This window comes from Scytonema sp. HK-05 (assembly GCF_963872035.1).
Lineage (GTDB): Bacteria > Cyanobacteriota > Cyanobacteriia > Cyanobacteriales > Nostocaceae > Kalymmatonema.
On sequence record NZ_CAWMYC010000140.1, the window covers coordinates 18,175 to 37,531 of the forward strand.

Genomic DNA, 19,357 nt, shown 5'->3' on the forward strand with positions numbered 1-19,357 from the left:
GCTAGTAGCGGTAGTACATAACACAAGGTAGGATGCTTCCAGGTTCCGATTTTCCGTAATTCAAAATAATTGCTTATCAAGTCATCAGGAGATTAAGGGATGCCTGCGATCGCCAAAAACAACGATGTGATTACGGTGATCATTATCTTCGCCGTAGAACCGGAACGCCAGCAAGAACTCATTGATACCATCATCGAATTTCTCGAAACCACGGTGAAGCACCAGCCTGGTTTTGTCTCATCCAGCATCCATAAAAGTATAGATGGGGTGCGGGTGATGAACTATGCCCAGTGGAAAACTCAGCAAGACTACCAAGCCTTTATCAACAATTCCGAGGTGCAAGCCCAGGGAGCAAAACTTTCTCAGTTCCAGATCCATGAAGCACACGTCTACGAAGTCGTTGTTTCCCTACCAGATGACGCCGAACTCAAAATTACTAAAGGCGGTAAAATTCACCTTGCCGAATTCCGAGTCAAGCCAGAAAACCAGATGCGCCTAGTGGAATTGGAAAGGGAATATCTACCTCTGGGTTTGCAAAATCCTGGGCTTTTATCTGGTAATTTCCACCGTTCCCTTGATGGTGTCCACAATGTAAATTATGGGCAATGGCGCAGCTTTGAAGATTTTGAGGAACTTCTCAAAGACCCAAAGTACAAGCCTTTGAGTGAGTATTGGCAAGGTTTGGCTGAAAACCAGTTTCATCTTTACGAGGTAGTTTACACGCAGCCTGCGGATTAATGAGCTGAGCAACGGATGATGTGGCAGATGTAGCGCATGAATTATCTGTAAGTTCCACATTCAATCTATGAGTTAGATCCGTTAAATCATCTGTTGCCTACCAATGTGCCACTTTAATGAATTGGTGTTTGCTTTTTGTGACGGAGATTTAACCTATGACTTCCAATATCAATCTTTTCACGCCTGTTCAACTTGGTCCCTACACCCTGCCGAACCGGATGGTGATGGCACCAATGACTCGTTTGCGAGCAATTGACAATGTCCCCAACTCATTGATGGCGACATACTACGCGCAACGCGCAACAGCAGGGCTAATCGTCACTGAATGCACGATGGTTTCACCCTTAAGTTTAGGCTACGTTAACTGTCCGGGTATTTACTCAGAAGAACAAGTTGCTGGATGGCGACAAGTGACCGATGCTGTACATGAGAAAGGGGGAAGAATTTTCTTGCAACTGTGGCACTCTGGGAGGGTTTCCCATCCTTCTTTATTAGATGGGGAGTTACCAGTAGCACCTTCTGCCATTGCCGCTTCTGGCACACTGCATACTCCTATAGGTAAAGTAGCAATGGAAACTCCCCGCGCCTTAGAAACCAACGAAATTCCTGAAATTGTTGAGCAGTTTCGCAAAGGTGCAGAAAATGCTCTTGCTGCGGGATTTGATGGCGTGGAACTGCATGGGGCATTTGGTTACTTAATCGACCAGTTTGTGCAAGATTGCACAAACCAGCGTACTGATAAATACGGTGGTTCGATAGAAAACCGGGCACGATTTATGCTGGAAGTTGTTCAAGCAGTCGCCAGTGTGTGGGGTGCAAATCGTGTTGGTATCAAACTTTCGCCCAGTAACACATATTACGGAATGGGCGACTCGAATCCGCAAGAGACTTTTGGTTATGCAATAAATGCTCTCAACCCCTTTGGATTGGCATATCTCCACCTGATGGAACCGGATAAAGTTGATTTAGCATCCGGTGATGTGATGAACCCGGTAACACCTTACTACCGTAAAATTTACAGGGGAAATTTGATTAGCAATGGCGGCTACGACCATCTCAAGGGTGATAGCATACTGAAAAACAGTGGTGCCGATTTAGTTTCCTTTGGCAAGTTATTTATCGCTAATCCTGACTTACCAAAACGCTTTGAATTGAATGCATCTTTGAACGCGCCAAATCCAAAAACGTTTTACGCGCCAGACGAGAAGGGATACACAGATTACCCTTTTCTTGCAGTTCAACCAACAAAATCATAGGAAGTTGCAAATGATATTTCGGTCATATACTGGATGGTTTGTTTCAGTAGCTGTCACTTTACTTGGTGTTGCGGTAAGTGCCGCGAAAGCAACTGCCCAAACCACATATCCATTTGACGTATTTTATGATACAAATGTTCTTTTGACACCCATCACGCCAGAGGTGTCAGAGGCATCTGTTTCAGGATTTAATGCTGATGCGCCATACGGTCTGACTAACTTTACAAGCATTAATAACTACAGTCAGTTTAACCCAGCTACTGGTGTGTTCACATTTGTTCCTAACGCAGCACAGTTTGGTTTACAAGGCTTACCAGTAGGCGTTGATAGATTTTTTGGCAGCGGCGATGATCAGCTGTTTGGCAGCAGTAACGCCACAGCTGTCATTAACAACGCAACCGGTACATTAGATGGTACTGGCACTATAACTATCACTGGTGGCTCGGGTAGATTCGTTGGTGCTACTGGCATACTGAATTTTTCTGAGACTGAACCACTTGATCAAGATCCAACTGCTCCCCTAAGAGGTAAAGCTTTCTTAACTGGTTCGTTCCAAACTCCTCAAAAAGTTCCAGAACCGAAAATGAACTTGGTGCTCATTGGCCTAGAAGTAACAGCTGCTGGTTTCCTACTGCGTCAACGCCGCCTTCGTTCTGCTGCTTAATCATAACGTTCAGTTAGGCATGGTTGTTTGCCGACTCATGCCTACAATTCAATCCATAAGTCATTAAATAAAAAAATAAATTTCATGCAACCAGCAAGCATCGATAACCAGCAAAAACCTCCAAAAAAACTATATTTAGACACAAATTTTCAAATTATTTGTGCAGTTTCTTTAATGGCAGTTTTGGGAGTAGCTAGCGTGTCTCCAACTTTTCCCAGGCTAGCTCATGAATTAGGCGTTAACCCGAAAAATATTGGTTTATTGATCACATTTTTTACGTTTCCGTCTCTGGTTTTAGGTCCTGTTATTGGTGTTCTAGCTGATAGATTGGGCAGAAAGAAAATTATCATTCCTTCACTGTTTTTATTTGGGATTGCTGGCACTGCTTGCGCCTTTGCCCGTGACTTTAATTTTTTGCTGTTGTTGCGTTTTCTGCAAGGAATTGGTGCTGCTTCTTTGCTGTCTCTTAGTATCACTTTAATCGGCGATTTGTACACGGGAGATAAACGTACTACCGCAATGGGTTACAATGCCAGTATCACCAGTATTGGCACAGCAAGTTATCCTCTAATTGGCGGCGCACTGGCAACGCTCGGCTGGTATTACCCTTTTATGTTACCTATCATCGCAATTCCTATCGGCTTGCTGGTATTATTTGGATTAAAAAATCCTGAGCCTCAAGGCGAACGTAATCTCAAAGAGTATTTGCTCAATGCTAGACAAGTTCTGAAAAATCGTCAGCTTTTGGGACTTTATATTGCGAGTGCTGCTAACTTCTTTCTCCTTTACGGAGCTCATGTCACTTATTTACCACACTTAATTAAAGATACATTCAAAGCACCACCATACACAATAGGGCTGTTACTTTCTAGCGTGTCTATAGCAATTATGCTATCAGCATCTCAGTTGGGAAGACTATCTAGAAAATTTCAGACTACAACTTTAATTAGAGCATCTTTTATTTTGTATGCTTTAGCTCTGTTCACTGTTCCCTTAATACAAAATATTTGGTTACTATTAATTCCAACTACAATTTTTGGTTTTGGTCTAGGAATTGGTTTTCCTAGTATCCAAACTCTTTTAACAGAGATATCACCCAAGCAATATCTCGCTACGATTCTATCTGTCAACGGAACATTTTACGGTTTAGGGCAAACGATTGGTCCGCTATTTATGGGTATAGTCTTTGGTTTTGCAGGAATCAATGGCGTGTTTTATGCAGGTGTGGTGTTTGCAATTCTGACGCTTGTGGTGTTTAGATACTGTACTTGCTTGTGATTGAGGATGCAACTGTATGGACGAATGGGACTTGATTGACGTTTTCGCAAGATGAGAACATTTTCCGCAAGAATGTAAAACCTACATTCCGCACTTCAAGTCCCCCTTCTGCCTTTACTTGATACTGACTGAGAAAAACTGACATTTTAGTCAAAATTATATTCTTAAAAATTGACATTGTTAGATATATAAGCTAAGTTCATCATATAAAGGGTTCCAGCATTGGAGGTCGAACCATGCCTGATGGGGATATATTTCACGGGCTTTCAGGACTTTATCAGAAGCCATACCGAATACTGTGCGAAGGAAAGCTTGAGCGCAACGAATGTGCCTGGATGACGATGCAACCCTTTCTGAAGGATCTCAAGAAAAAAGGTGATGCTGCTATTCTGATAGCCAAGGCTATGGGGGAACTTCTAGCCCGAGGAATTAAAGATTCTGACAAGAATCAATCTATAGATTGGGCTGATTTAAGTAAAAAACTTGATAGATTAGCACAACAAGCCAACATACCAAATCGAACTAAGTCACTTGCCCTTGAGGCTGGAAAGATTATTCTCAATCGTTTGCGTAATGGTGAGCAATTTGACACCAGCACTATTCCAGAAGTAGTGATAGAAGGATATATGCAGAAAGTGTATGTATCAGAATTTGAGGCACGAATTCCACCCATTTCTAATGACCACGCCCAAGTTGACAATTTAACTTTTACAGAGCGTAGGGAGGCACTAAGGAAAGATATCTTTGACCAGATTAACAAATGGGCAAAAAAGGCCAATGTAGATGAGGGTGTAGGCAACCTGAGACGAAATCGGCGATCGCAAGTCAAAGAGATTGACCTTGAGGAGGATTTGGTAATATGAACTACAGACCTTCGCTTCAGCAAAAACTTAACGAAAGTGATTACAGCGATTATACTTTGCACTTTCAACCTGTGTTGAATAGCAATGGATCTGTATTGTTTATTGATCACTCTCAAGATAAAAAGCTAACTATTGGTATTAATGTAGACGATACAGAATTCAAATATCGTGTTCAGGCAGAGTTTCCGGCTATTGTTGCCGATCTCATTGATCTTGCTGTTGCCATCTATACTTCAGACCGTCTTGCGCCTCAAAGTCTTACAGAGAAGCAGCGCCGCTTTCATGTGAGACTCCCAGTACGTCATCCAGAATTACTAAGTGCCGAACCATTTCTCACAAAACTAGATGACCTACTTAAATGGACAACTGATAGCGAATGGGTTTTCGACTTCCAAAAACGGATTGCACCGCAACGCCTTGTTGAACAACACCAATCTCTTCAGATATTACCCCAAGGATGTGAAGTGACGTTGTGGAGTGGTGGACTGGATGCGCTTGCAGGTTTGTACACTCGCCTTATGATGTATCCAGAAAAACAGTTCATCTTGTTTGGATCTGGCAGTAACAATAGTGTATATGCACGCCAGAAAAAAGTATATAAAGAAATTGAATCTATCTTCCCTGGTCGTTGCAATCTTTTCCGCGTCCCAATCCGATTTGATGATAGTAGTGAGCAGCAAAAAAACAAGCTTTCTCGTGTGCGGGGTGTTGTCTTCACTCTTCTAGGTTCTGCTTGTGCGTACCTTATGGGGCAACAGATTCTTTATCTGTATGAAAATGGAATGGGTGCAATCAACCTTCCATATCGTGAATCGGCTGTGGGGTTGGATCACTCTCGTTCTGTTCATCCTCTGACTTTGCTGATGGTAAGTGATGTTGTTTCTGAGCTTTTAGGAAAGGAGTTCCAGGTAAAAAACCCCTTTCTGTTTTGGACTAAAGCCGAAATGTGCAAAGCATTGGCTAAAACTGGAAGAGAGGACTTGCCACCGTTAACTATGTCTTGTGACAGTCCACATCGCCAAAAGCCAGTTCAATGTGGTTACTGCTCTTCTTGTCTTTTAAGGCGACAATCACTTGCAGCTACTAACATAAAAGATAGAACTCGCTATGTAGTGTTGCATGGAAAGCCTCCAGTTAAAGATCCGAGTTTATGCTTCCTGAATATGCAGGCACAGGTTCGCACCCTCGACTCTTTGTTTGCTGTCTCAGATGAACCCTGGAAAACTCTGACTAAAAAGTTTCCAATACTTGATGACGTAGTTGATCGAACGGCTACGGCAGAAAATTTATTACCTGCTGATATGCGAAGTCGTTTAATTCAACTTTATCAAAATTATGTTTCTGAATGGAATGCGGTGGAATCACAGATTGTAAACGGATTATTAAATAAAGGCAGCTATCAGAAAGCATTTAGTAAATACGTAGTCTCATCTCAACAAGGTTGAGGCAAAACATCATGGCTACCAACATCCTGGATAACATCGACCTGCGGACATTAGGTGAACTCCTACAACAAGCCCGTAAAAAATGCGGTATGACTCAAGCTGATGCAGCCAAGGTTATTGATGCTGCACGTACTACTATGATTGCTATAGAAAAAGGAGAACGCCGTCTCAAAGCCAATGAACTGATTAAACTTGCTCGTGCTTATGGGCGCTCTGTGAGTGAATTTGTGCGTTCGCGCCCAGCTGTGCAACCTTTTGAAGTGCAGTTCCGAGCAGTTTATCAACGCAGTCAGGAACAACAGGCAGAAATTGAACCATTCATTCTTCATTTGGAGGAATTATGTCAGAATTACCTAGAACTTGAGAAGATTATGGACGCACCACTACCGCAAAACTATCCTTTTGAGTATCAAGTAACCGATATGCCGATCAAATCGGCTGCGGAGAGTATAGCAGTTGCAGAGCGTCAACGGCTGGGTTTAGGTGATGCTCCTATTCCTCAGCTGCGGGACATCTTAGAACAAGATGTGGGGTTACGTATCTTCTATTTGCACATGCCACAAAAATACTCAGAAGTGTATAGCTATAACGAGCAAGTCGGTGGTTGTATGGCCATCAATGCTAATCATCCAGAGGAGCGAAGACGCTGGTCAATGGCGCATGGATACCTTCATTTTTTGGCACATCGGCAAAAACCTGAGTTCCACTTTGATGGTCAATATCAGCGATTTCCTGAAAGTGAGCAATTAGCGGAAACTTTCCCCAAATATTTCCTCATGCCTACCAGTGGATTGCTAAAGCGGTTTAATGATATGTACCGTACACACGGCAAATTCACCCCGACTAATTTATTTACACTAGCCCATTACTATGGAGTGTCCGTAGAAGCACTAGTTTATCGGTTAGAGGAAATGGGACTTTTACCTTCAGGAACTTGGGATAAATTGCGAGATCGAGGTTTAAAAGTCAGAAAGGTACAGGAGGAACTTGGCTTAGAACAAATCCCCCAAAGGATTGATCTAATGCCACTTCATTATCAGCATCTCGCAATTGAGGCATTAGATCAAGGTTTGATTACTGAAGGGCGTTTTGCTGAATTTCTCCATGTTGATCGCTTAGAAGCCCGTCGCATTGCTGAGGCATTAAGAGAGTATTCAAGCGGAATGACGGAGGAAGATACGGATTTTGATTTGCGTCAAATTCAAACTGCTGGGAAGTGAGGTCAATTCATGCAAATTACTCACTCTCATATTCTTCTTGATGCTTGTTGTGTTATCAACTTTTGTGCGTCGGGTCAATTTCTGGCAATTTTGAAATCTCTTCCTGCTGAAATTGTCGTTACTACAGTTGTACAAGAACGCGAATTAGAAACACTCCAACGACTTCAGGAAGAAGAAAATCATGCTGTGTTAGAGTTTGAAGAAGCTATTAAACAAGGTTTACTAAAAGTTGTGGATTTTGAGTCAGAAGAGGAGGAGGAATCTTTTGTAAATTACGCTGTTGATCTTGATGATGGCGAATCTGCAACTTGTGCGATCGCTGTTCACCGAAAATGGGCGATCGCTACTGATGACGACAAGGCGATCAAGTTTCTTCAAAAGAAATTTCCCCATCTTCAGATTTTATCAACTCCAGAAATAATTAAACACTGGTCAGAAAAACAAAGCATTGATTCTTTAGTATTAAGTAACGTCCTCAATGCAATTAGGATTAAAGGACGTTATGTACCACCAAAAAATGATCCTCTGCAAACTTGGTGGCAAAAATCCTCTAAATAAGCATAACTAATTTGCATTGAGCCGAGCTCCACGCTCAAATGGAAATAGAGTTTAGAAAAGCTTGCTATATCAATACCTTCGCCAATTTACGAGGCTTGATATAGAAAAAACCTAAGATTTTACAGGCTTCTTTTTACCTGATGGCAAAAAACTGAGTCAATAAAATCCTGTATAGTTTTTGTGGAAGTAATTTTGACTGTCCTGTACGTCTGCTTCAGGATTCTAGGTTTTGCCTAATAATTAAGCACAAGCTTGTCTTGAGCTGTTTCGGCAAAAATTATACTACGTCTTGTTTTGGCAAAGGTATTATTATATTGGTTAGCATTGGTAATCTTAATTGAAACATCAATGTATTGCATTTTGAAGTGCGGAATGTGGGGTAAAACACAATACCTCAGGATATTTGCCAATCTTTTAGACAATTCTCTAGTTACAGAGATGATCAATAATGAACCGCAGATGAACGGAGATGGACGCAGATGAAAAAAATGATGTAAGCATGAGCAAAGCTCGTCGTCTTGCAAGTGGCTGACTGAGAAATCAAGCTCTAGAGCAAGTCAATATCGTCAGCAAAAGCCTGAGTCATTAGAAAAAGCTCGTTTGTGCTTCTATATAAAATCATGGCTAACCTCAAATGGTGGAAACAACTGCACTGGCCTGAATACGGAGCAGAACTGCTCGGAACCGCAATTCTTGTTTTTGTGGGGCTGAGCGCTGTTGTATTCAATTTTGCTCAAGGCTTGCCCATGCAACAACTCATACCTGATAAGAGCATACGCTTGCTGCTTACGGGATTGATGTTTTCTGGAACTGGTTCGCTCGTTGCAATTTCGCCGCTGGGAAAACTGAGTGGCGCTCACGTTAATCCTGCTGTTTCTTTGGGGTTTTGGCTACAAGGCAAAATGCACCATCATGATATATGCGGCTACATTATTGCCCAATTTCTCGGCGCAATGAGTGGTGCAGTGTTGTTAGTATTTGTTTGGGGAAAATATGCTGCCAATGTGAATAATGGGATGGCTTTACCTGGGACAGGTTATCCATTGTGGTATGTATTTTTGGCGGAAGTGACCATGACGGCAATACTTGTGCTGGCTATTTTTATTTTTGTCAGCAGTCGTCGCTTGATGCGTTGGACACCACTGATGACGTGGCTGTTGGTAGCAACAATGGTTTGGCTGGAATCGCCGATTTCTGGCACGAGTTTAAATCCAGCACGTAGCATTGGTCCTGCTTTAGTTTCGTGGTTCTGGCAACACCAATGGCTCTACTGCATTGCACCACCGTTTGGTGCAATCCTGGCGGTGGGAGTTTTTCGCTTGGTGAGTTTCGGGGATAGCGAAATTTTGACCGCAAAACTTTTTCACGTGTCCCACTACCGTTGTATATTTAAAAACGTCAAAGTTCCCCATCGAACCGCAAGCTAACTGCATGATTGCATCTCTTTCATAGCGAGAACTTAAACGAAAACTCTGCGTCCCTTTGCGCTTACTTAGCGGTCCTCTGCGTTTAAAAACATTACGAATTAATGAAATGCCGTACTAAGGAGATCAGCAATTATGAGCAATTATGAGTTCCACGACCAACTCAGCTTGGAAGCAAAAGCCGAACAACTAGGGAAACAGGCAATGGCACTGGGTTTGATACCTAGTTTTGTTGTCCATTATTTCCCTGATAACTGGATATTCTACATTCCTAACGACAAGCAGTCTGAACCTCTGACACCAGAAGAAGCATACCTGTATTTGAAAAAATTGATTGAACAGTAGACTCGTCAAGGCTAAGTACATGATTCCATAAGTTCACGCGCGAAAACTTGAACGAAGACTCTGTACTCTGTGTACCTTTGCGTTTACCGAGCGCGCCCCTCTGCGTTTAAAAACGTTACGAATTAATCAAATGCTGTACTAAGAATAAATATGACTATACAATCTCAACAACCAAAAGTCTCCTTGCTACTTGCTGATGTGGATGGCACTCTAGTCACCCGCGAGAAAGTGTTGACAGATCGCGCCCGTGATGCTGTTCGCAAGCTTAACGAAGCAGGCATTGGCTTTGCCATCACCAGCGGTCGCCCACCTTTAGGGATGAAGATGGTCGTCGAAGCCCTCCACCTAACCACACCAATTGCTGCCTTTAATGGTGGAGTCTTCCTCAATCCGGACTTTTCCATCATCGACCAGAATGTCCTGAGCGGGGCGATCGCCAAGCAAGTCATTGAAATCATCACCGCACATAAACTCGATGTCTGGATTTATCGCGGCAATGACTGGTTTGTGCATGAACGGCATGGTTCCCACGTTGATCGCGAAGAGAAGACAGTCAAGTTTCCGCCGACTGTCGTTCCCAGCTTTGATGACCTCCTAGACAACGTCGCAAAAATCGTCGGAGTCAGCGATGACTTAGAAGCTGTCGCCAAGTGCGAAAAAGACGTGCAACAACAGTTTAGTGAACAAGTTTTGTGCAAAGCTGGTGCCAGTTCCTCTGGTGCTGAGTACGTCTCCGCAGCTCGTAGCCAACCCTACTACTTGGATGTCACCCATCCCCGCGCCAATAAAGGGACAGTGGTTGACCGGCTTTCAGAACTACTTGGGATTAAGAGTTCGGAGATTGCCACAATTGGCGATATGCCCAACGATGTGCCGATGTTTCAGCGCAGCGGCTTGAGTATTGCGATGGGTAACGCCAGCGCTGATGTGCAGCACTCCGCCAACTACGTCACAACTTCTAACGAAGACGAGGGCTTTGCTCAAGCAGTTGAGCGCTTCATTTTAAGCATTGAAAATCAAAACACAAGTCGAAAATGAAACCACTGACAAATAAAGTTGCCATTGTGACTGGAGCATCCCGGAGCATTGGACGGGCGATAGCCGAACGATTAGCTCAAGATGGCGCAACAGTTGCTATCAACTACAGAAGTGGCGCTGATGAAGCTAAAGAGGTGATTGAAAGTATCAAATCTCAAGGTGGACAAGCGATCGCTATTCAAGCAGATGTCAGCCAAGTTTCAGATATTCGTCGCTTGTTTCAAACAGTTATAGACCAATCCGGGCAGTTGGATATTTTGGTCAACAATGCCGGAATTGCACGGAGAGGATTAGTAGCAGAAGTGACAGAAGAAGATTATGAGGCAGTTTTTGGCATCAATGTCCGGGGTGTCCTCTTCTGTCTCCAAGAAGCTGCTCGGCAAATGTTGGATAACGGACGCATAGTCAATGTCTCTTCCTCAACAAGCGTGTTCCCCAGTCCAGGTCTTGCTGTGTACGCTGCTAGTAAAGCCGCAGAGAAGTTATTTACAGAAGTCCTAGCGAAAGAATTGGGAGGACGTGGGATTACAGTTAACAGCGTTCTTCCAGGACCAACGAGTCCGGGAATGTTTGACTCAGTATCGGCAGAAAATAAGCAAGCGGCGGCAATGAGTTCTCCGTTTGGTCGTTTGGGACGAGCTGAGGATATTGCTGATGTCGTTGCTTTCCTAGTGAGCGAGCAAGCACGCTGGATCACCGGACAGCACATTTTGGCAAATGGCGGAGCAACAATTTAACCTTTTGACAACAATTTGACAACAAGGAGAATGAGACATGAAACTTGAAGGCAAAGTTGCGTTGGTGACAGGTAGTAGTCAGGGAATCGGACAGGCGATCGCCATTCGTCTTGCCGAAGAAGGTGCGAATATCGTCATTGACTATCGCTCTCACCCTGAAGGTGCTGAAGAAACCAAAGCGAAAGTCGAAGCCAGCGGACGCAAAGGCTTAGTTATCAAAGCAGATTTAGGTGTCGTCAGCGATATTCGTCAGATGGTTGACGGAGGTATCCAACATTTCGGCAAAATAGATATCTTGGTAAATAACGCTGGGTTGGAAAAGAATGCCTCGTTCTGGGATGTGACAGAAGAGGACTACGACAATGTACTTAACGTTAACCTCAAAGGTGTATTTTTTGCAACTCAGGCTGTTGTCCAGCACTTCCGGGAAACTCAGCGCCCTGGAAAAATTATCAACATTAGTTCAGTGCATGAAGAATTGCCGTTCCCGCACTTTACCTCTTACTGTGCCAGCAAGGGTGGTGTAAAGATGTTGATGCGAAACTTGGCGGTGGAACTCGGACCCTTGGGGATCACGATCAATAACGTTGCACCGGGAGCAATTGAAACACCGATTAATAAGAGTTTGTTGGAAAACAAAGAAAAGCTGAATGCTGTGCTACAGAATATACCCCTCGGACGCCTGGGTCAACCAAAGGATGTTGCTTCCTTAGTCGCCTTTTTAGCTTCATCTGATGCTGATTACATCACAGGCTCAACCTTTTTTGTCGATGGCGGATTGCTGTGGAATTATCAAGAGCAGTAAATCAAACGTTAAACGTCTGCACAAATATAGTCCTTCTCATTTACATGAAGGGGATTGGGGATTGGGGATTGGGGATTGGGTTCTCACTCTGATTAATTATGGTGCGGGTTTCAACCCACCACGAAATTTTGATTCCCAGTACCCAATACCGTCGTAGCCATTCATGAGGGCAGTGCGGTGGTGAGCCAACGCGAATGACGGCTTTCCCGACAGCAGGCGACTGGCGAAAGGGTTCCCCGGCATAAAGCAACTGCCCGTCCCCCACCAACCGAGTATGTATAGTACAGGTATTCTGGGCGCGACTAGATAAAGTACAAATTTATCTGTGTCCATCTGTGTCCATCTGTGGTTCATTATTTCTTTGATGTATCTTACCCAATTGCAAACAGCTATAAAGAAAAACCATGAAATCACTAGAAGGAAAAATTGCGATCATCACTGGTGGTTCTGGTGGCATTGGTTCAACCATTTGTGAACGACTTGCTCAAGATGGCGCTAAGGTGGTTGTCCACTACGGCGGTCATCAGGATGCGGCTGACCATGTCGTTACCACAATTAAAGATAAGGGCGGCGAAGCCGTTCCTATCCAAGCAAACCTTAGCAAAGTCGAAGACGTTGTCAGCCTGTTTGACCAGACGCAGCAACATTTCGGAACGCCTGACATAGTTGTCAACAATGCTGGAACAGGTGTTGGTGGACCAATTGCTGAGACGGAAGAAGACGCCTTTGATAAGGTCTTTGGGTTGAACAGGAAAGGAACTTTTTTCTCCATGAGGGAAGCCGCCCGTCGTCTTAATAAAAACGGGCGCATTGTCAATATATCTAGTGGCTTAGTTGTACGCCCAAAGGCAGGCTTCAGCCTCTATGTTGGTAGCAAGGCGGCTGTGGAGTTGATGGGCAAAGTTCTGGCGATGGAACTTGGAGAGCGCGGCATCACAGTCAACACAGTTTCGCCAGGACCAACAGAAACAGAGATGTTTGCCCACTCTGGTGACGATCCAACAGCCGCAGCTGCACAGTCGCCCTTTAACCGTCTTGGGAAACCAGAGGATATTGCAGATGTCATCGCCTTTGTTGTTAGCGACCAATGCCGATGGATTACGGGGCATACCTTCCAAGCAGGAGGAGGATATGTATGACGCCATTTAGCGGAAAATACGCCCTTGTCACTGGCGGGAATAAAGGCATTGGTTTTGCCATTTGTCAAGGGCTGCTAGCAGCTGGGTTTGATGTGATTCTTGCAGCGCGATCGCTTGATAAAGCCAAAGCAGCAGCAGAAAAATTGCATACCAACTCAAAAGTGCATGTCGTCGAACTTGATGTCGCAGATGACCAAAGCATCGACCAAGCTGTAAAGCATTTAAGTCAGGAAATTCCTCAACTGGATGTCCTGGTAAATAACGCAGGCATTTATCCTGATGAAGGCGTGAACATTCTGACTATTTCGCGCGAATTGCTGAATCGGACAATGAACACCAACACATTTGGACCGATTCGTACAAGCCAAGCATTCCTACCCCTACTGGAAAAAGCACCCCAAGCCCGTATCATTAATGTTTCTAGTGGTTACGGACAGTTGGATGGGCTTTCTTTTGATGTTCCCAGTTATTGCTTGTCTAAACTTAGCCTCAACGGGGCAACCATTATGCTAGCGCAAGCTTTACAAGCAAAAGGCATTGCAGTCAACGCTATAGATCCAGGCTGGGTCAAAACAGATATGGGCGGTACTTCCGCACCCCGTTCCCCGCAACAGGGCGCTGACACTGTGATCTGGCTTGCAACCGAAGCTTCACCAAACTTAAGTGGGAAGTTGTTCCGCGATCGCCGAGAAATTTCTTACTAAAGCATTAATTTGAATTTCATTTCTACATAGGAGTCAAAAATGGCACATAAATTAGATGGAAAAGTTGCGCTAATTACTGGCGCTTCATCGGGCATTGGTCAGGCAACCGCCCTAGCCCTAGCAGCGGAGGGAGCAAAGGTGGCATTGGCAGCAAGACGCGCTGATCGACTGCAGAAGTTGGAAAAACAGATTACAGATGGTGGTGGAAAGGCGCTTTCCCTCGTTACAGATATTGCCGATGAAGCCCAAGTGGCTGAAATGGTTCACAAGACTAACAGCAATTTCGGCAGTGTGGATATCTTGGTCAATAACGCTGGTGTGATGCTTGTTGGTCCAGTTGAAGGTGCAGATACTTCAGATTGGCGACGTATGATTAATATCAACTTACTGGGTTTGATGTATGCTACCCATGCTGCCCTACCTTTAATGAAAGCTCAAGGCGGAGGACATATTGTGAATATTTCCTCTGTAGCTGGTCGCGTTGCTGTACCTAATTATGCAGTATATAATGCCACTAAATTTGGAGTTTGTGCTTTCAGTGAAGCTTTACGGAAGGAGGTTTATAAAGACAAAATCCGTGTCACTGTGATTGAGCCAGGTGGGGTGGCAACAGAATTAGCTGACCAAATTACCAACCCAGAGTTTAAGCAGCTGACAGACCAGTTTTATGAGTCATTAACGGTACTCGAAAGTGAGGATATTGCTGCTGCGATTGCCTATGCCGTAACTCAGCCGCCTCGTGTTAATGTCAATGAAATTTTAATCCGTCCAACTGAGCAAGAATTGTAGCTTTTTGTCCAATTTCCATTAGGAGACTCTAAGACATGAAAATTGGCACGATTGGTACAGGAAATATGGCAAGGTCTTTGGGGATCTTGTGGGCAGAACAGGGTCACGAAGTTTTTTTCGGTTCCCGCGACTCCTATAAGGGTAAATCTGTAGCCGAATTTGCGGGACACCGAGCCAAAGGCGGAACCAATGATGAAGCAGTTGCATTTGCCGATGTCATCTTCTATTCAGTCCGTGAAATGCCTTCTAGCGTGCTGTCCTCAACCGAGGTTCTATCAGGCAAGGTTTTGATTGACTGTAATAACCGGGAGATTCCTGAAGGTTTTGCTTTTGAACCTATTTTCGATGAATCACTCGCCGAAAAACTGGCAGCAAATGTGCCGAATGCTCATGTGGTTAAAGCATTTAACACAATGGCGCAAGAAGTTTTTGAATTAAGCCCCGAACCACTCAAGGAATATAACGTTTCGTGTTTCATTTGTGCTGATAACGAGCAGGCTAAGAAAACAGTCATGACGCTTGCTGAAGAAATAGGTTTTTCTCCTATTGACTGCGGATCGTTACGTAGCGCTCGCATGGTTGAAGGTTTAGGGGACTTTATCCGTTTTATGATTGGTGGAATGAAACTTGGCTCATATACGACTATTTCTGTCAATAAGGTTTTAGAAGCTAAAAAACAGCGTCTTGGTGGTCGAAACGCAGGGTATCGGTAATTCTTTTTAAATCTCAAATGTGTGAGGTGGGCGCTTACTGCCCACCCTACTAGTTGTGCGAAAGTCGCATGAGACTTAAAACTTAGGAGAAAAACTGATGTATTTTGCCAGCAACAGCAAGTGGTATTAGGTAAGGTGTGCGCTGCCTCTACGTTACCCTGAAGTAAAACTATGACCTGGAGTGAAACCATGACTGCTGAAGAAGCAAGATTACAACAAGATCGCGATCGCATTGCCTACTGGAAACGCTGGGGTTCGTACCTCAGCGAACGGCAATGGGGAACAGTCCGCGAAGATTACAGCCCTGACGGTAGTGCTTGGGACTACTTCCCGCACGACCACGCCCGTTCCCGCGCTTATCGTTGGGGTGAAGATGGAATCGCTGGTATTTCTGATAACCATCAAAGATTATGTTTTGCGATCGCTTTGTGGAATGGTCAAGACCCAATTCTCAAAGAACGAATTTTTGGCTTAACAGGAAATGAAGGCAATCACGGGGAAGATGTCAAAGAATACTATTTCTATCTCGACAACACCCCGACCCACTCTTACATGAAATGTCTTTATAAATACCCACAAGCTGCTTTCCCATATACTCAACTTGTACAAGAAAACCGCTCCAGAGGTCGTAAAGAATTCGAGTTTGAATTGCTCGATACAGGTGTTTTTGCTGAAGACCGCTACTTTGATGTATTCGTTGAATACGCCAAAAATACACCGGAAGATATTCTCATTCAAATTAGTGTAGTCAACCGAGGACCAGAGGAAAAAACACTATATCTGTTACCAACGCTATGGTTTCGCAATACTTGGTCTTGGTATCCCAATCAAGAAAAGCCTTTTGTCAAAGTGTTAAAATCTGATGCTCACCTCAGTGTGATAGAAGCTTTTGAATCAACTTTAGGAAACAGATGGCTGTACTGTAACGAAGCGACACAATTGCTGTTTACAGAAAACGAGACAAATTGTGAAAGATTATTTGGTGTTAATAATGCTTGTGCCTACGCCAAAGACGGGATTAACGATTATCTGATTCAGGGTCGTAAAGATGCAGTTAATCCTAATCAAATTGGTACGAAGATGTCAGCACATTATATCTTGACGATCGCACCAGGGGAAACCAAAACTGTGCGGTTGCGACTTTCTAATGATCCAGAACTGGCAGAACCATTTGGGGCTAATTTTGATACGATTTTGGGCGATCGCCTTCGAGAAGCCGATGAATTTTATGAGCGCATTTCTCCGTTTCCTGCAACCGAGGACGAACGCAATGTGCAGCGACAAGCATTTGCAGGGCTATTGTGGAGTAAACAATTTTACTACTACGTGGTAGAAGATTGGTTAAAAGGCGATCCCTCAGGTCCACCGCCGCCAGAGTCGCGTCAAAAGGGCAGAAACTCCGAATGGCTACACGTTTTTAATGATGATGTGATCTCAATGCCCGATAAATGGGAGTACCCTTGGTTTGCTGCTTGGGATTTGGCGTTTCATTTGATACCCTTAGCCATGATTGACCCAGACTTTGCCAAGCGGCAACTTAGCCGCCTGACGCGAGAATGGTATATGCACCCCAACGGTCAACTTCCCGCTTATGAATGGGCGTTGAGTGATGTCAACCCTCCAGTTCAGGCTTGGGCAGCTTGGCGCATCTACGAAATGGAGCAAAAGATGTACGGACGTGCTGATAAGCAATTTTTAGAGCGCGTGTTTCAAAAGTTACTCGTCAACTTTACTTGGTGGGTAAATCGCAAAGATATCGAGGGCAAGAATATCTTTCAGGGCGGTTTTTTGGGGTTAGATAACATCGGCGTGTTTGATCGCAGTTCTGAACTTCCCACAGGTGGCTACTTAGAACAAGCTGATGGTACCAGTTGGATGGGTATGTTCTCCGTGGATATGCTGACAATCGCCTTAGAACTGGCAAAAGATGAGCCAGTTTATGAAGACATTGCCAGCAAATTTTTTGAGCATTTTCTCCGCATTGCGAGTGCGATGGATGGCATTGGCAACAATGATATAGCACTGTGGGATGAAGCCGATGGCTTTTACTACGATGCGCTGCATTTTCCTGATGGTCATCATTGCCCGATGAAAGTGCGATCAGTCGTGGGGTTGGTTCCCTTGTTTGCCGTAGGAACGCTAGAACCAGAAATTTTAGAAAAACTGCCTTCCTTCAAACGAAGAACAGAATGGTTTATCAAAAACCGACCTGACTTGACTTCAGGTATCGCCTGTATGCAAAGCTTAGGGGCAGGTCACCGCAAATTGCTGGCAATCACCAATACAGATAAGTTGCACCGCATTCTGGAAAAAATGTTAGATGAAGCAGAATTTTTGAGTCCTTATGGCATCCGCTCTGTTTCCAAATATCACCAGGAGCATCCTTATATCCTAACGGTAAATGGTCATGAGTACCGAGTGGATTACGAACCAGCCGAATCCTGCACTGATTTGTTTGGTGGTAACTCTAACTGGCGTGGTCCGATTTGGTTTCCGATGAATTATTTGATTATTGAATCACTCCAAAGGTTCCATCACTACATGGGCGACTCATTCAAGGTGGAATGTCCAACAGGTTCTGGTAATCAGATGACCTTAAACGAAGTGGCAATTGAATTGTCTAACAGGCTAGGTCAGATTTTTGTGAGAAATTCCTCTGGACACAGACCTGTTTATGGTGGTACCGAGGTATTTCAAACTAATCCGCATTGGCGTGACTTAATTCTTTTCCACGAATACTTTCATGGAGACAACGGCGCGGGTTTAGGTGCTAGTCATCAAACTGGTTGGACGGGTCTCGTCGCAGAAATGATTCAGCGATGCACAGAACATGGCAAAGAATTATGAAATCAGCGATTAAAGGTGCAAAAATGTGCCTGTCTCTTGATATTGTTGGTTACAGTCATCCCACTTATATCTAAGACGCTTGTCCTAAGGAGAAATTCGAGCATCTGTTGTGTTTAGTTGTGTTTAATTGATAGCAAACCGTAAACAGGCATTCGGCGCAAGCCGTCTTCAAGAGAAGGACGCGAAGAAAAAAGGGAAAAAGTTAATGAAAGTTGGAAAATCATATACAAGATTACTTGTCAAGGACTGGAAGGCTTGTTTCTTGTTTTACAAAGATGTCATCGAATTTGACGTTACTGTAGAAAATGAAGAAGACGGATATGCTGAGTTTCAAGCCGGAGATATGAGACTAAGTCTATTCCGGCGGCAAGAAATGGCACAATTGATTCACAACTCAGAAAAGCCTGCTCATGCTGAATGTCAAGATACTGTGGCGTTGATTTTTACTGTGCATGATTTAGAGGAGGAATATCAGCGATTAAGACATAAAGGGGTGCAATTTACTGCAGCACCTATGAATAATCCCTACTTTGGAATCAAAACAGCTTATCTTCGAGATCCAGACGGAACTCTAATTGGTTTATACGAGTTTCTTGTGTGATATAAAAAAAACCAGCAATTAAACAAGGGACACGGCTAAAACCTAATTAAAGTTGCTCAACTAAAAACCGTACGTTTTAAAGGAAACTTTGATATTCGCTACCGCAAAGAATTGGTAATTAGTGTTTCTCGAAACGACATCAAAGCAGTACATCGTAAAGATGGCTATGACTACAAGTTTGCGCAAGTTTAGA

Annotated in this window: 20 protein-coding genes; 19 read left to right on the forward strand and 1 reads right to left on the reverse strand. The window is 43.9% G+C overall.

Annotated elements, in window-relative coordinates:
- Nucleotides 1-99: 99 nt before the first annotated feature.
- The 13 genes from AACT52_RS31795 to AACT52_RS31855 all read left to right on the forward strand — a co-directional run bounded on the left by AACT52_RS31795 (nt 100) and on the right by AACT52_RS31855 (nt 12,371).
- Complete coding sequence (locus AACT52_RS31795) at nt 100-738, forward strand: antibiotic biosynthesis monooxygenase family protein (protein WP_073634624.1); 639 nt, start codon at nt 100-102, stop codon at nt 736-738.
- 155 nt (nt 739-893) lie between these two features.
- On the forward strand, nt 894-1,994 hold the full coding sequence (locus AACT52_RS31800; RefSeq protein ID WP_073634625.1) for an alkene reductase: 1,101 nt from the start codon (nt 894-896) through the stop codon (nt 1,992-1,994).
- Between the two features lie 10 nt (nt 1,995-2,004).
- On the forward strand, nt 2,005-2,658 hold the full coding sequence (locus AACT52_RS31805; protein ID WP_073634626.1) for a hypothetical protein: 654 nt from the start codon (nt 2,005-2,007) through the stop codon (nt 2,656-2,658).
- A gap of 84 nt (nt 2,659-2,742) precedes the next feature.
- Nucleotides 2,743-3,936, forward strand: a complete 1,194-nt coding sequence (locus tag AACT52_RS31810) for an MFS transporter (protein ID WP_073634627.1) — start codon at nt 2,743-2,745, stop codon at nt 3,934-3,936.
- Between the two features lie 236 nt (nt 3,937-4,172).
- Entirely contained in the window at nt 4,173-4,799 is a 627-nt protein-coding gene (locus tag AACT52_RS31815) for a hypothetical protein (protein WP_073634628.1), read from the forward strand.
- Nucleotides 4,796-6,244: a 7-cyano-7-deazaguanine synthase gene (locus AACT52_RS31820; RefSeq protein ID WP_073634629.1), complete on the forward strand. Its 1,449-nt coding sequence runs from the start codon at nt 4,796-4,798 to the stop codon at nt 6,242-6,244. The genes AACT52_RS31815 and AACT52_RS31820 overlap by 4 nt, the downstream gene beginning before the upstream one ends.
- 11 nt (nt 6,245-6,255) lie before the next feature.
- Nucleotides 6,256-7,464, forward strand: a complete 1,209-nt coding sequence (locus AACT52_RS31825; protein WP_073634630.1) for an XRE family transcriptional regulator — start codon at nt 6,256-6,258, stop codon at nt 7,462-7,464.
- 9 nt (nt 7,465-7,473) lie between these two features.
- Nucleotides 7,474-8,022, forward strand: coding sequence for a hypothetical protein (locus AACT52_RS31830; RefSeq protein ID WP_073634631.1), 549 nt, complete (start codon nt 7,474-7,476; stop codon nt 8,020-8,022).
- Nucleotides 8,023-8,642: 620 nt separating this feature from the next.
- Complete coding sequence (locus AACT52_RS31835) at nt 8,643-9,449, forward strand: MIP/aquaporin family protein (RefSeq protein ID WP_073634632.1); 807 nt, start codon at nt 8,643-8,645, stop codon at nt 9,447-9,449.
- 132 nt (nt 9,450-9,581) lie between these two features.
- Complete coding sequence (locus tag AACT52_RS31840; protein WP_073634633.1) at nt 9,582-9,791, forward strand: hypothetical protein; 210 nt, start codon at nt 9,582-9,584, stop codon at nt 9,789-9,791.
- Nucleotides 9,792-9,941: 150 nt separating this feature from the next.
- Nucleotides 9,942-10,829: a Cof-type HAD-IIB family hydrolase gene (locus tag AACT52_RS31845; RefSeq protein ID WP_073634634.1), complete on the forward strand. Its 888-nt coding sequence runs from the start codon at nt 9,942-9,944 to the stop codon at nt 10,827-10,829.
- A complete protein-coding gene (locus AACT52_RS31850; RefSeq protein WP_073634635.1) occupies nt 10,826-11,566 on the forward strand; it encodes a glucose 1-dehydrogenase in 741 nt (246 codons plus the stop codon). The genes AACT52_RS31845 and AACT52_RS31850 overlap by 4 nt, the downstream gene beginning before the upstream one ends.
- 37 nt (nt 11,567-11,603) lie before the next feature.
- Nucleotides 11,604-12,371 carry a glucose 1-dehydrogenase gene (locus AACT52_RS31855; RefSeq protein WP_073634636.1) on the forward strand — a complete coding sequence of 256 codons (768 nt, stop codon included), beginning with the start codon at nt 11,604-11,606 and terminating at the stop codon, nt 12,369-12,371.
- A gap of 96 nt (nt 12,372-12,467) precedes the next feature.
- On the opposite strand, the gene AACT52_RS31860 is transcribed toward AACT52_RS31855, so the two are convergent.
- The gene (locus tag AACT52_RS31860) at nt 12,468-12,725 is read right to left on the reverse strand and encodes a hypothetical protein (RefSeq protein WP_073634637.1); all 258 of its coding nucleotides are present in this window, start codon (nt 12,723-12,725) and stop codon (nt 12,468-12,470) included.
- A 50-nt stretch (nt 12,726-12,775) separates the two neighbouring features.
- On the opposite strand from AACT52_RS31860, the gene AACT52_RS31865 reads away from it, so the two are divergent.
- From AACT52_RS31865 to AACT52_RS31890, 6 genes are all read left to right on the forward strand, one after another.
- A complete protein-coding gene (locus AACT52_RS31865) occupies nt 12,776-13,510 on the forward strand; it encodes an SDR family oxidoreductase (RefSeq protein ID WP_073634638.1) in 735 nt (244 codons plus the stop codon).
- A complete protein-coding gene (locus AACT52_RS31870; RefSeq protein WP_073634639.1) occupies nt 13,507-14,214 on the forward strand; it encodes an SDR family oxidoreductase in 708 nt (235 codons plus the stop codon). The genes AACT52_RS31865 and AACT52_RS31870 overlap by 4 nt, the downstream gene beginning before the upstream one ends.
- A gap of 39 nt (nt 14,215-14,253) precedes the next feature.
- Complete coding sequence (locus tag AACT52_RS31875; RefSeq protein ID WP_073634640.1) at nt 14,254-15,003, forward strand: SDR family oxidoreductase; 750 nt, start codon at nt 14,254-14,256, stop codon at nt 15,001-15,003.
- 35 nt (nt 15,004-15,038) lie between these two features.
- The gene (locus AACT52_RS31880; RefSeq protein ID WP_073634641.1) at nt 15,039-15,716 is read left to right on the forward strand and encodes an NADPH-dependent F420 reductase; all 678 of its coding nucleotides are present in this window, start codon (nt 15,039-15,041) and stop codon (nt 15,714-15,716) included.
- A 189-nt stretch (nt 15,717-15,905) separates the two neighbouring features.
- A complete protein-coding gene (locus AACT52_RS31885) occupies nt 15,906-18,563 on the forward strand; it encodes an MGH1-like glycoside hydrolase domain-containing protein (protein ID WP_073634642.1) in 2,658 nt (885 codons plus the stop codon).
- Between the two features lie 205 nt (nt 18,564-18,768).
- Entirely contained in the window at nt 18,769-19,164 is a 396-nt protein-coding gene (locus AACT52_RS31890) for a VOC family protein (RefSeq protein ID WP_073634654.1), read from the forward strand.
- Nucleotides 19,165-19,357 lie beyond the last annotated feature (193 nt).

Excerpts from the sequence above, each read along its gene's own strand:
- AACT52_RS31795 (WP_073634624.1), top strand. The coding sequence starts at position 100 with ATGCCTGCGATCGCCAAAAACAACGATGTGATTACGGTGATCATTATC.
- AACT52_RS31865 (WP_073634638.1), top strand. The coding sequence starts at position 12,776 with ATGAAATCACTAGAAGGAAAAATTGCGATCATCACTGGTGGTTCTGGT.
- AACT52_RS31830 (WP_073634631.1), top strand. The coding sequence starts at position 7,474 with ATGCAAATTACTCACTCTCATATTCTTCTTGATGCTTGTTGTGTTATC.
- AACT52_RS31815 (WP_073634628.1), top strand. The coding sequence starts at position 4,173 with ATGCCTGATGGGGATATATTTCACGGGCTTTCAGGACTTTATCAGAAG.
- AACT52_RS31850 (WP_073634635.1), top strand. The coding sequence starts at position 10,826 with ATGAAACCACTGACAAATAAAGTTGCCATTGTGACTGGAGCATCCCGG.
- AACT52_RS31875 (WP_073634640.1), top strand. The coding sequence starts at position 14,254 with ATGGCACATAAATTAGATGGAAAAGTTGCGCTAATTACTGGCGCTTCA.
- AACT52_RS31840 (WP_073634633.1), top strand. The coding sequence starts at position 9,582 with ATGAGCAATTATGAGTTCCACGACCAACTCAGCTTGGAAGCAAAAGCC.
- AACT52_RS31845 (WP_073634634.1), top strand. The coding sequence starts at position 9,942 with ATGACTATACAATCTCAACAACCAAAAGTCTCCTTGCTACTTGCTGAT.
- AACT52_RS31810 (WP_073634627.1), top strand. The coding sequence starts at position 2,743 with ATGCAACCAGCAAGCATCGATAACCAGCAAAAACCTCCAAAAAAACTA.
- AACT52_RS31890 (WP_073634654.1), top strand. The coding sequence starts at position 18,769 with ATGAAAGTTGGAAAATCATATACAAGATTACTTGTCAAGGACTGGAAG.
- AACT52_RS31855 (WP_073634636.1), top strand. The coding sequence starts at position 11,604 with ATGAAACTTGAAGGCAAAGTTGCGTTGGTGACAGGTAGTAGTCAGGGA.
- AACT52_RS31820 (WP_073634629.1), top strand. The coding sequence starts at position 4,796 with ATGAACTACAGACCTTCGCTTCAGCAAAAACTTAACGAAAGTGATTAC.
- AACT52_RS31870 (WP_073634639.1), top strand. The coding sequence starts at position 13,507 with ATGACGCCATTTAGCGGAAAATACGCCCTTGTCACTGGCGGGAATAAA.
- AACT52_RS31800 (WP_073634625.1), top strand. The coding sequence starts at position 894 with ATGACTTCCAATATCAATCTTTTCACGCCTGTTCAACTTGGTCCCTAC.
- AACT52_RS31835 (WP_073634632.1), top strand. The coding sequence starts at position 8,643 with ATGGCTAACCTCAAATGGTGGAAACAACTGCACTGGCCTGAATACGGA.
- AACT52_RS31860 (WP_073634637.1), bottom strand. The coding sequence starts at position 12,725 with ATGAACCACAGATGGACACAGATGGACACAGATAAATTTGTACTTTAT.
- AACT52_RS31885 (WP_073634642.1), top strand. The coding sequence starts at position 15,906 with ATGACTGCTGAAGAAGCAAGATTACAACAAGATCGCGATCGCATTGCC.
- AACT52_RS31825 (WP_073634630.1), top strand. The coding sequence starts at position 6,256 with ATGGCTACCAACATCCTGGATAACATCGACCTGCGGACATTAGGTGAA.
- AACT52_RS31880 (WP_073634641.1), top strand. The coding sequence starts at position 15,039 with ATGAAAATTGGCACGATTGGTACAGGAAATATGGCAAGGTCTTTGGGG.
- AACT52_RS31805 (WP_073634626.1), top strand. The coding sequence starts at position 2,005 with ATGATATTTCGGTCATATACTGGATGGTTTGTTTCAGTAGCTGTCACT.